The sequence below is a fragment of the uncultured Clostridium sp. genome (assembly GCF_947039605.1).
In the GTDB taxonomy this organism is placed as follows: domain Bacteria; phylum Bacillota; class Clostridia; order Clostridiales; family Clostridiaceae; genus Sarcina.
This window is the reverse complement of record NZ_CAMQZG010000075.1, coordinates 1-11,355: the sequence shown is the minus strand read 5'-3', so window position 1 is coordinate 11,355 and position 11,355 is coordinate 1. Positions and strand designations below refer to the sequence as shown.

Here is an 11,355-nt window from a genome sequence, read left to right as displayed (position 1 = left end):
TATGATATTATATCATGTCCGAATATTTTATGTTCAATTTATTGTAACCCATCCAGTCAGTTTCAAGATTTTTGATTGCACTTTTTAGTTTTAAAAAAACATCTTTAGCTTTTGATTGTAATAAGCTTAGTATGAAAAATCTACAGCCCGTTTTAATAGAGATATTAGAATCAAGTATATTTTTTTTATATAAAATATTAGTAACTTTTTTTAGTTCTAATATATCTAAAAACACTTTATCTTTTACCTGCATAGCTAACATAAATCTTAGATTTGTTAGTACAAAAATTTTTTCATCTATAGTTTTACCAATTTCAATAACTTTTTCAGTAGGTAAAAAATTTAATTCTAAAAGATTAAGAGCTTTTAAATATTTTGTTTTTTTTGTAGGGAAATATTCATCTCATTTATCATTTGTTAAATTACATTTTTAGTAATTACATTTAAATTTATCACTAATATTTGTCATATAAGAGTCAAATATATCTTTAATTATAAAGAATAGGAAAAAAAGCAGCTCTTATATTTAAGGCTGCTTTTGTTTTTAGATTATAGTCTTTTAAAAATCACATTACCTTCAGATAAAAGGAGCTTTAAAAAAAACTATAATTATATTTTTTTCTGAATTTTAACTACGATGTATAGTAATATTCCAAGGCCGATTATAAATGATAATATAATCATATAATTCAAACCAACTGAAAATAACATCCAGCTTGTATAAACTAAAGAAATTGCTACTAGTAGATAATTTCTGAGTTTTATAAAGATAGTTTCATTATCATGAAATTTCCTTTGAATCATTAGTTTAACTACATATAGTGTATTTAAAAAATATGGAATAACTGTAGCAATTGCTGATAATGAATATAAAATAGTATAGCCACCATTACAAAAATAAGAAAATAATATCCACCCTTGAGTTACTATTCCTGTAACTATAAGAGCATTTCTAGGAGTTCCATTTTTATTTTCTTTAGCTAAAAACTTAGGCATAACGCCTTCTTTTCCAGTTGAATAAATCATTTCAATAGTTATTAAAGTCCAAGCAAGAAGAGCACCACTAACAGATATAATAAGACCTATTATTATAAGTTTTGTGCCCCAACTACCAACTAAAGATGCAAGGATATATGCCATTGAAGGGTTACTAAGCCCTGCAATAGTATCCCTGTGCATAACTCCAAGTGAAAGAATAACTACTAAAAGATATATAATAATAATGCCTATTATACCTATAATAGTTGCTTTTCCAACATCTTTACTTTTCTTAGCTCTACCTGAGAGAACTACAGCAATTTCAAGGCCTCCAAAAGCCCATAAATTTGCTATCATTGTACTTTTTACTTGTGTATACAAATTTCCAAGATTAGATACACCTAGAAATTCAAAGGATAAATTTTTGTAATTAAAAAATATAAATGTTATTAATATAAAAATTATTATAGGGATTAATTTAGCTATATTAACTATTATATTAATAAGTAATGCACCTCTTACACCTTTTAAAATCAATAAATTAATGCTCCAAATCAATATTGATACACAAATTACAGATGCTAGGTTACTACCATTTGAATTAAATATTTTAAAGAAGTAGGACATGCTACCAAATACAAGTGTTGCTAATGAGACGTTTCCAAGTGTTGCAGCAATCCAATATATCCAAGCAGAACTAAAACCTATAAGATCTCCAAATCCTTCTTTACTATATAAGTAAATACCATTTTTAAATTCTGTTTTTTTTACGGATAAGATATAATAGACAAATGCAAGGCCTAAAATACCTATACCAGATATAATAAATCCAATAATTATGGCAAAGCCTCCAGCACCTTTAGTAACTTGTGATGGTAATGTAAATATACCTGAACCTATAATTCCACCAATAACTAATATTATAAGTCCTAATAATCCTAATTTTTTTTCTTTCATAAATTTCTTTGTTCTCTTTTCTTTTATTTTTTACTGAATAGTTTCTATAGCATTAACAGGACAACCTAAAATACAAGTTCCACAAACATCACATTTATTAACATCAATTTTACATTTCTTATCTTCTGTTATAGTAATTGCTTTGAAGGTACAATTTTTAAAACATTTATTACATCCTATACACTTATCACTTATCACCACACCTCTAAAAGGTAATTCTTTTTTTCCAAAAGTAAATTTTTGACGTTGAATTTTATTTTCTCTATTGGTCATTTCAAAATCATAATCAAAAATCTCTCCTTTTCCTTTATACAAACAGAAAGTAGTCATATCATTGTATTTTTCTACATCTTTAATACAAGAAATAAAACTTTTATCTTTACTTGCCTTTGCTTTTAATTCTTCGAATGAGATTTCTTTAACATCACCACTAACTCTAAATGTGTATCCAGGTTGAAATAGTGACATACCATTTTCATCATGAGAAGATTGTGTAGCAGATGCAGCCATTCCGCATGCAGATACTTTGCTATTTTCTTTTAATTGTCTATAAAATGGTTTAGATCTCATTGTCATAAAGTATAATCCTTCATCATCATATGTTAAAAAATGTGCTATTCTAGCTTCAGGATAGCCATTATCTATTGTTCCAAATGAAACACACCCTATATTATTAAATTTCTCGAAAATTTCTTTGTTTTTATACTCTACTTTATAACTCATTAAAATCCACTCCTAATATTTTTATGTTTACTATAGTTAAATTCTAATATCTGTATGATATTTTGTAAATTACGCACTTTAAAGATACATAGTATCCTTTGGGATACTATGTATCTTTAATTAACTAGATATTTCTATTTTTTCTCGAGTATTAAATTGTTCAAATTCTTTTCCTTTTGCTAAAAAAGCATTTTTAGGGCAAATATTTAAGCATTTAGCACAAGCCAAACATTTATTTGAAAAAGTTATTTTTCCTGTTTCTAAACTGATATTTTTAGAGGGACATTGCTTTACACAAAGACTACATTTTGTGCATTTATCATTATTTACAGACAAATTCTTTTTAGCAAATGTAGGAATCCAAGTTTTATTTAAGCCTTTATATAAAATCTGTGAGGCTTGTCTCTTTATTGTAGATTTTTCTTCTATGAATTTAAGATTTTTTTCGAAATTTTGAATAACCTTAAATACTTTTTTGTTAGCAGCTTTGAAAAGTTGTGATTTTTCCTGAGCGTTTTGTTTTTCTTTATTCATCATATAAAATCCGTTTGGCATTAAAAAAGTATTTGCTGAGTATACTTTATAACCTTTCTTTTCTATATATGATTTTAGTGTTAAATGTCCATAGACATCACTCCAGCTATGAGTTACATAAGTCATAAATTTTTTGTTTGTAGAAACTTTTTGATTTATATAATTATCAAAAAAAATTTCTAAATTTTGTATAGCAACTTTTGAATATGTAGGTGATCCTAATAAATAAAGATCATATTCTTCTAACGGTTCAGTTCTTTTTGAAATATCAATTAAATCTATTTTATATCCTATATTAACTAAATGTTTTTTATATAATTCTGACACCCTTCTTGTATTACCTGTGCCTGAAAAATAAAGTATTACACCTTTCATAAATCTTTCCTCCTTAGTTTAAATTATCGACAACTCTCAATATTAGTTTCGATAGTATAGCAGATTCTTCTTTAGAAAATCCTTCGAAGACCTTTTTTTGTATTTCTTCGATAATATTTAATATTTGCGGTTTTAAGTCATTCGCTTTTTGTGTTGTTTCTACATAATATATTCTTTTATCATCTGATGACTGTGACTTTATAAGCAAGTCATTTTTTTCAAGAGTATTTATAATCTCTGTAACTGTTGATTTTTTTTTCTCTAAGGATCTAACAAGTTCTTTAATTTCAATTTTATCGTTATTAAAATAAACTATTGATAATAACCACATATGATTACAATTTATATCAACTGAACTATTTTTTAGTTCATCCTTTAAAGTTTTATTTATACGTTCTCTTATAACACCAAGTGCTGTTAATATATCCATATACCCTCCTTTTAGTTCAAATTTGAACTTTATATTTATGATTATAGTTCAAAATTGAACTAATGTAAAGACTTGTTTAAAAAAAATGTGGTATAATTATTTGAGCAATAGCATAAGGAGTGAATTTAAAATGATAAAATTACCTGCTTGCCCTGTTGAAATGACACTTCAAATAATGGGTACAAGATGGAAAATATTAATAATTAGAGATTTATTAGATGGGACTAAAAGGTTTGGAGAGTTAAAAACATCCCTTGATGGAATTACTCAGAAGGTTTTAACAAGCAACCTGAGATCGTTAGAAGAAAATGATATAATTTCACGAGAAGTTTTTGCAACTGTACCAGTAAAGGTTGAATATTCTTTAACTGAACTTGGAAAAAGTCTCTCTCTTGTTCTTGATTCAATGCGAGAATGGGGAAAAACTTATAAAGTAAATTTAGCAGAAGAGGTATAGTTATTTTAAATTAATAAAATGTAGGAAAGAAATTATAATGATTCAATAAATAATAATTATTAATTAATTATTATTTTTCATTTTCTATATACCCTAAAGGGGTATGTATGATATAATATAATCAATAAGAAAAACAAAATGAAAAATGAATTATTGAGGAGAATCTATGATTAAAAAAATAAGATTAGAATTAAAAGAAGTAAGTAAAATGATCGGCGAGAACATGGTAGTTAAAAATAAAATGTTATTAGGTGCTGATTTTAAAGCAGAATAGTTTAAAAGTTTATATAGAAGTAGTTAGGGTAAATCTAACTGCTTTATTTTTTTACTCTAAAATTGATAGTCAGTTTATAAATTATAGTCTATAATTTATAAATTAAGAATTATAAATTGGGGGGAGAATTTAATGGAATTAAAAATTAGAAGTTTTAATGAGTTAACAGGTGTTGAAGTATATGAAATATTAAAGTCTAGAGCAGAGGTTTTTGTTGTAGAACAGGATTGTGTATACCAAGATATTGATGATAAAGATAAAAAATCATATCATTTATTTTTTGAGGATAATAATAGAGTTGTTGCATATGTAAGGGCAATTCCATGTGGAGTTTCATATAAAGAGGCATCAATTGGTAGAGTGATTACTTTAAAAGAATATAGAGGGACAGGAATTTCTAAAAAACTTATGATAGAAGCTATTAATTTTATAGAAAATCATTATGGAGAAACTAAAATTAGAATATCAGCACAAAAATATATTATAAAATTTTATGAGAATGTAGGCTTTAAACAAGTTACAGAATCTTATTTAGAGGATGATATTCCTCATGTTGGAATGCTTTATGAGAAAAAATAAAATAGGAAGTTGTAGAGCTACAGTATAAAGACTAAAAATCTTTTACTGTAGCTCTTTGTATATAAAAATATTTATATTTGTAGAAGATTATTTTAAGAGTTATGTTGAACTTAAATAATATAAAAAGTATAATTTACATATAAAGGAAGTTTGAAGGGGGGGGTAGGATATTTAAGGGGATAAAAAAATTAAAAAAAGTATTATTAGTAATAGGAGGGATTTTAATTATGACACAAATTACAGGCTGTGGTAGTAGTGATCCAAATAATAGCAATAATCCAAGCAATAAACAGATTGTTGATAAATTCAATGACTTTCTAAAAATGTTTCCATCAGAAGATTTAACATTTTTATATGATAAAGATGGTAGTGTATCTAGTATAGATGGTGGATATATAGAAGGGGGAAGAGGTTTAGGCACAGAGGATAAGGGGACATGGACTATATCATCTTATATAAAAACTAAAGAAGATGAGTCACCGATAGCTACTTTTGGAATTTCACTAAAATTCAATAAAAATACAAAAAAAGCAACAGGAAATTTGATTTTTAGGAAAGGAGAAATTGATAATAAGTATCCTATTTATTATGATGAAGAAGGTCTTCATTTATTAAATGAAGATATTCCAGATAATATTAAAGAAGGTTTCAGTAAATTTAAAATGATGTATGAGTTTATAGAACTTGATAGAGAGTATTTAGATAGTTTAGAAGTTACTAAAATTATGTATAATGGGAATTCGCCAATATTTGATGCTTCTTATAAGTTAAATAAAGATGATGAAAATATAGCTAAAATAAAGGAATTATATCCAAATTTGATTATTGATGAAAATAACTGTGCTTTAGAGTTATATGGTAGAGGAATTCCTTGGAATTCACAAGGAAGGTTATCTTTAGAAATTGTTTTAGATAAAGAGAGAAATACTTATTTTACTTCAGCTATGAGTTTTGGAAAGAGCAAAAATCTTGATGATGTAACACAAGGTGGTGAATAGTATGGAAAATACAAGTTATATTGCAAATATAAGTTATGAAATAGAAAATTAGTTAGTAGCAGGGATTGATATAGAAGATATAAAAAGTAGAATAGAAGATTTGAAAAACAATGGAACGTTTCCACCAAATTTAGAATTAATAGATGCACAGTTTGATGAGGATTTTAGTACAGGTGTATGTGCATTTTTAGATACTGATACAGGGGAAATAACTCAATTTGAAAGCAATAGAGATGAACTCAGTTGAAGCTTATGATTTACAAGTTGAAGAAGCATCAGTAATTTTTCCATTATCAAATTCATATGAAGGATTTAAAACAAGTCTACTAAAAGGTAGTGAAAGCTACATATGTTCTTTTGTATAGCTACTTGTAGGATGATTTATAATATCACAATTTTTAAGTGAATCAACATCAATAGACTTATCACCAGCAAAGTTTATAGTTCCTTTAATATTATTTAAACTAGACTGAAGTTGATTAAAAGCAGAATTATACATATAGAATCGCTATTTCAAAATTTTGTATATTAATATTGTACTATAAAAATGTAACTGTATACATATGAATCTTAGAGGCAATTAGAAATTTAATAAAAAATAAGCCTCTACAAGAAAGTAGAGGCTTATTTGAGTTTTGCTTAAATCTTGTTGTGTTTGTTAATTAGTTTTGAGTTATATAGTGATCAAAAACATATCCTTTAGATCCATCAGGTGCTTGAACATAGTAATAATATGAATCATCATTAAGTATTTTAACTTTAGTTCCACCAGCTAAATCTTCACTATAACTAGAGTGAGCGCTTGGTGCACTATGAAGTCTTGCTTCAAGGTAGCCATCACCAAGTTGCTTTATGATTCCATAGCCATCACCAACATTTTCTGATTCATACCCTGCGTTTGCAGTAGCACTTTGAGAACTTGTACTATCACTAGAAGAGTCTGAACTACTAGAATAATTTGATGGTCTACCACCATTGTTAGAAGTATCAGAATTACTTGAACCATTACTATCTGAATTATCACTGCTAGATGAATTGCTAGGAGTGTTAGAGTTAGACGTACTATTATCACTATCAGAGGGAGTATTTGAACTATTAGAAGAATCAGTATTGCTTGATGTAGTAGATGATGAATTATCTGTTTGTGTATTTGTGTTAGTATCCACTGGTGCTTTTGAAGTAGTAGTTTGACTACTTTGACTAGCTGAATTTGTAGAACTTGAGTTAGAATTATTACCATTAGCAGTACTAGAACTATTTGAAGCTTGTGCGGTAGATTTATCTGGTTTTATGCCACTAAAACTACTTTTATCAGTAGATTTTGATGAAGCATTATTTGTAGTTACAGCACCAACAGTTTTAATAGCTACTGGAGCAGGTTTAATAACTGGTTTTGGAGCTACTACTTTTGGTTTAGGTTCAGGCTTTGGAGTAGCTTTTACAATGACTACTTTATGTGCATTTATGTACGTTGTATATTTTTCATTATTAGCAGTTCTGACATTGAATGAAAAATGGGCTATAATAGTTGTTAAAATTACTAAAACTATAAAAATTATAATAGCTATTTTACTTTTAGGATTGAAAAGTCCTAAATAATTTAGTACTAGATATAAATTAAGTAATATTAATACTGTTGATATTAATATACAAAAACTAGTTAGAAAGAATAATCCAGCTGAGTTTAATAGTATTGCAAATGTAGTTAGAACATCACATATAATATTAAGCTTTAGAGCTTTTTTTAAATTAGTAAAAAGACTTATGATATATGCGATAACGATAAATATACTAACCGTATTTGTTATAGTCATAGAATATTGCATAGTTCCAAGAGTATTTATAAGAAGTAGTATTGGTATAAGGATATATATCCCTATAATAATAAGATTTTTTTTGGTTAATTGACTTTTGTTTAAGTTAATCATTTTTCTCCTTTTGATTTAAGCTTTCTGATAATATCAAAATAAGTAATAAATGGCTAGTAAAGGAAATTGTTAAAAGTTCAAGGATACTATCGGAATTTTATTGCTTATATACTTTGATGATTTGATAAGTGATATATACATAAATTATGAACTATATTTTATTAGTTTAGTAAATATATTAAGTATTAAAATGAATTTTAATTATATTATAAGTAAGCTAAAGAGTAATTTCATAATATAGTAGTAGATACATACAATAATCATAAATAAGGTTTATGATTAAAAAGAACAAAAGATAAAAGGAGCTTTAAAAAATGAATTATATAAAAAATTTAGTGAATTCTTATAGAGGGCTTCCAAAAGAGATTTATATATTATTTGTAGCAAATATTATAAATGCGGCAGGTTCTTTTATTGTGCCATTATTAACGCTTATATTAACTCAAAAGATAGGTCTATCTTCTGAGGTTTCAGGAATATATGTAAGTATTTTTGGAATAATGTATCTACCAGCTGGGATTATAGGTGGTAAGCTTACAGATTTATTTGGTAGAAAGAAAGTAATAATAATATTTCAATCACTTGCCTGTTTAATATATATATTATGTGGAATTTTAAAACCAAGTTTAATTACAGTTTATCTTATAATGATTTCAGGATTATTTGCAGGGTTTGTTTATCCAGCTATAAGTTCTATGACTGCTGATATAACAACTCCAGAGAATAGAAATGCAAGTTATTCATTTACTTATATGGGATGGAATCTTGGTTTTGCTATAGGACCTTTAATTGGAGGTCTGTTATTTAAAAATCATCTAAGTATTTTATTTTTAGGAGATGCAGCAACAACTCTTATAGCACTTTTATTAATAGGATTATTTATAAAAGAAACAAAGGGCATATCAAATAATGTTATAGATGAGAGTAGAGGGCTAGAACAAAGTGAAGAGGGAAGTATAATTACAGTTTTAAGAAAAAGAAAAACTTTATTATTAGTTTGTGTTGCAGTGTTTGGTTACACTTTAGGTTTTGCACAGTGGGGATTTTTACTACCTATAGAATTATCTAAAATATATGGATTACTTGGTGCAAAACATTATGGATTCTTAACAAGTTTTAATGGATTTGTAGTTATTATAATGACACCTATACTTACAAAATACCTTAGTAAAACTAAGAACCTTAAAAATATATTGATATCAGGAATATTTTATACTATAGGAATTGGAACTCTTGGGTTCTTTTCTAGTATGTCATTTTTCTTTGTAGCAATATTTATATTTACTCTTGGTGAGATAATTTTAACAACAAATATTAATACATATATAGCAAATAATACACCAGAGAGTCACAGAGGAAGAATGCTTGGAATAATTCCAATTCTTACAGGGGCAGGGTATGTAATAGGACCACCACTTATTGGAGAGTTACTTAAAATAACTAGTTATGCTGTTATATGGAGAATACTAAGCCTAATAATATTAGTATCAACAGTTTTAGTTTTATATATATTAAAGAGAAAGAACCAGTAACTTTTAGTTGCTGGTTTTTCTGTATTTGAAATAAATTCCAAAAATTTCAAAATACTACTTGATATATTATACTATGCAATGTATAGTATAATATATCAGGAGGGGTAATATGGATATACAGTTAAAAAAAGGGCTGTTGGAATTTTGTGTATTAAGAGTATTATCTAAATCAGACTCATATGGATATCAAATAATTAAAGATATCTCAGAGTATGTTGAAATATCTGAATCTACATTATATCCAATATTAAAAAGACTAGAGGCAAATGAGTATCTTGAAACATATTCAGTTGCACACAATAGCAGGTTAAGAAAATATTATAAAATTACTTTAAAAGGGAAAGACCATATTAATGACTTCTTAGGTGAGTGGAAAAATGTTATGAGAATTTATGATTTTATAAAGGGAGAGGATTAGATGAGTAAGGTGGAATTTATTAATGATTTAAGAAGATTATTAGCAACAATTGACATAGCAGAGCGTAATAAGTTTATAGCTTATTATGAAGAAATGATAGAAGATTATAAAGAGTGTGGAGATACAGAAGAGGAAGTTATAAGAAAAATAGGAAGCCCTAAAAATATTGCAGATAATATTTTAAAAGAGCAAGGTACGATTGATATTAAAATACCTAGATTTAAAAGTAGTCCACTAAATATAATATTATTAATTTTAGGGTTTCCACTATGGGGAAGTTTATTATTAGCCTTTGTTCTAGTTATTTTTGCTTTTTATCTTACCATAGGATGTATCCCATTTACTACAGCAGTTACATCAGTTGCTTTCTTTGGAGCAGGTTTGCTTAGTATAATAGTATCTCCTATTATGATATCTGAAATATTACCAGCTGGGATTGCACAACTTGGCGCAGGTATTTCGTTAATTGGATTCTCTATTATTTTAGGTGTTTTAACTATATTTTTATCTAAAAAGTTATTTTTAATTACAAAAATAATAACTAATGCATTAATAAACGTATTTAAGAGGACGGTGGTGAGAGTATGATAATAAAAAATTTTAAGAAAAAAATTATTACAACAGGACTCGGGCTTATTGTCATTGGATTTATAATATCAATAATTGGCTTTGGAATGAGTGGATTTGATACAAAGATATTCAATTTAAATGGTGAGAGAAAATGGTATCAAACAATTACTATAGAATAAAAATTTTAGTGAAATTTCAATTGAATATTAGGTGATAGAGCCAATAAAGAAAATTTCTTTATTGGCTCTATTATTTTAATTTTAAAGCAATTATTTGTTGGTAAAAATAGGATATAATAAATTAGAGGGATTTTATGGAAAATATAATAGGGGAATATATATGTATAAATATAGATATGAAGAGTCGGTTGGAGATTCAATATTTAGTTTGTCTAATCATAGGGAAATAATTGATAGGGTAGCATCAGAGGGGTGGAGATTTGTAGCAGCTATACCAGGGTACCAAACAACTAATGGAAAAGCTAAAACTTTTGATTTGGTATTTGAAAAAGAAGATAATTGGCAGTAAGGTATGAGTTATTTATTTAAACCTGAATAATTCATAAAAAAATAAGAGCCATATCCAATACGGCTCCACGACTG

Annotated in this window: 17 protein-coding genes; 10 read left to right on the top strand and 7 right to left on the bottom strand. The window is 26.8% G+C overall.

Annotated elements, in window-relative coordinates:
* Window positions 1-7: 7 nt before the first annotated feature.
* The 5 genes from Q0V24_RS16390 to Q0V24_RS16370 form a co-directional block, all read right to left on the bottom strand.
* Window positions 8-262: a hypothetical protein gene (locus tag Q0V24_RS16390; protein WP_297523143.1), complete on the bottom strand. Its 255-nt coding sequence runs from the start codon at window positions 260-262 to the stop codon at window positions 8-10.
* A gap of 347 nt (window positions 263-609) precedes the next feature.
* Window positions 610-1,935: an amino acid permease gene (locus Q0V24_RS16385; RefSeq protein ID WP_297523141.1), complete on the bottom strand. Its 1,326-nt coding sequence runs from the start codon at window positions 1,933-1,935 to the stop codon at window positions 610-612.
* A 30-nt stretch (window positions 1,936-1,965) separates the two neighbouring features.
* The gene (locus tag Q0V24_RS16380; RefSeq protein ID WP_297523139.1) at window positions 1,966-2,658 is read right to left on the bottom strand and encodes a 4Fe-4S binding protein; all 693 of its coding nucleotides are present in this window, start codon (window positions 2,656-2,658) and stop codon (window positions 1,966-1,968) included.
* Window positions 2,659-2,778: 120 nt separating this feature from the next.
* Window positions 2,779-3,567, bottom strand: a complete 789-nt coding sequence (locus tag Q0V24_RS16375; protein WP_297523137.1) for an EFR1 family ferrodoxin — start codon at window positions 3,565-3,567, stop codon at window positions 2,779-2,781.
* A 13-nt stretch (window positions 3,568-3,580) separates the two neighbouring features.
* Window positions 3,581-3,997: a MarR family transcriptional regulator gene (locus tag Q0V24_RS16370; RefSeq protein WP_297523135.1), complete on the bottom strand. Its 417-nt coding sequence runs from the start codon at window positions 3,995-3,997 to the stop codon at window positions 3,581-3,583.
* Between the two features lie 130 nt (window positions 3,998-4,127).
* Here Q0V24_RS16370 and Q0V24_RS16365 point away from each other — a divergent pair, with 130 nt between their 5' ends.
* From Q0V24_RS16365 to Q0V24_RS16345, 5 genes are all read left to right on the top strand, one after another.
* Window positions 4,128-4,454, top strand: a complete 327-nt coding sequence (locus tag Q0V24_RS16365; RefSeq protein ID WP_297523145.1) for a helix-turn-helix domain-containing protein — start codon at window positions 4,128-4,130, stop codon at window positions 4,452-4,454.
* Between the two features lie 406 nt (window positions 4,455-4,860).
* Window positions 4,861-5,307, top strand: a complete 447-nt coding sequence (locus Q0V24_RS16360; protein ID WP_297523133.1) for a GNAT family N-acetyltransferase — start codon at window positions 4,861-4,863, stop codon at window positions 5,305-5,307.
* Window positions 5,308-5,534: 227 nt separating this feature from the next.
* The gene (locus Q0V24_RS16355) at window positions 5,535-6,305 is read left to right on the top strand and encodes a Csa1 family protein (RefSeq protein ID WP_297523131.1); all 771 of its coding nucleotides are present in this window, start codon (window positions 5,535-5,537) and stop codon (window positions 6,303-6,305) included.
* 100 nt (window positions 6,306-6,405) lie between these two features.
* A complete protein-coding gene (locus Q0V24_RS16350) occupies window positions 6,406-6,552 on the top strand; it encodes a hypothetical protein (protein ID WP_297523129.1) in 147 nt (48 codons plus the stop codon).
* Window positions 6,539-6,670, top strand: coding sequence for a hypothetical protein (locus Q0V24_RS16345; RefSeq protein ID WP_297523126.1), 132 nt, complete (start codon window positions 6,539-6,541; stop codon window positions 6,668-6,670). Before Q0V24_RS16350 ends, Q0V24_RS16345 begins: the two co-directional genes overlap by 14 nt.
* Here the strand turns inward: Q0V24_RS16345 and Q0V24_RS16340 are convergent.
* Entirely contained in the window at window positions 6,649-6,804 is a 156-nt protein-coding gene (locus Q0V24_RS16340) for a hypothetical protein (RefSeq protein ID WP_297523125.1), read from the bottom strand. The two genes, Q0V24_RS16345 and Q0V24_RS16340, sit on opposite strands and share 22 nt — an antisense overlap.
* A 163-nt stretch (window positions 6,805-6,967) precedes the next feature.
* Window positions 6,968-8,233, bottom strand: coding sequence for a hypothetical protein (locus Q0V24_RS16335; RefSeq protein WP_297523123.1), 1,266 nt, complete (start codon window positions 8,231-8,233; stop codon window positions 6,968-6,970).
* 314 nt (window positions 8,234-8,547) lie between these two features.
* On the opposite strand from Q0V24_RS16335, the gene Q0V24_RS16330 reads away from it, so the two are divergent.
* The 5 genes from Q0V24_RS16330 (at window position 8,548) to Q0V24_RS16310 (ending at window position 11,281) form a co-directional block, all read left to right on the top strand.
* The gene (locus tag Q0V24_RS16330) at window positions 8,548-9,765 is read left to right on the top strand and encodes an MFS transporter (protein WP_297523121.1); all 1,218 of its coding nucleotides are present in this window, start codon (window positions 8,548-8,550) and stop codon (window positions 9,763-9,765) included.
* Window positions 9,766-9,874: 109 nt separating this feature from the next.
* Window positions 9,875-10,183, top strand: coding sequence for a PadR family transcriptional regulator (locus Q0V24_RS16325; protein ID WP_297523119.1), 309 nt, complete (start codon window positions 9,875-9,877; stop codon window positions 10,181-10,183).
* Entirely contained in the window at window positions 10,184-10,771 is a 588-nt protein-coding gene (locus Q0V24_RS16320) for a DUF1700 domain-containing protein (protein ID WP_297523117.1), read from the top strand.
* Window positions 10,768-10,932, top strand: a complete 165-nt coding sequence (locus tag Q0V24_RS16315) for a hypothetical protein (protein ID WP_297523115.1) — start codon at window positions 10,768-10,770, stop codon at window positions 10,930-10,932. Before Q0V24_RS16320 ends, Q0V24_RS16315 begins: the two co-directional genes overlap by 4 nt.
* Before the next feature lie 160 nt (window positions 10,933-11,092).
* A complete protein-coding gene (locus Q0V24_RS16310) occupies window positions 11,093-11,281 on the top strand; it encodes a DUF4177 domain-containing protein (RefSeq protein ID WP_297523113.1) in 189 nt (62 codons plus the stop codon).
* Window positions 11,282-11,355 lie beyond the last annotated feature (74 nt).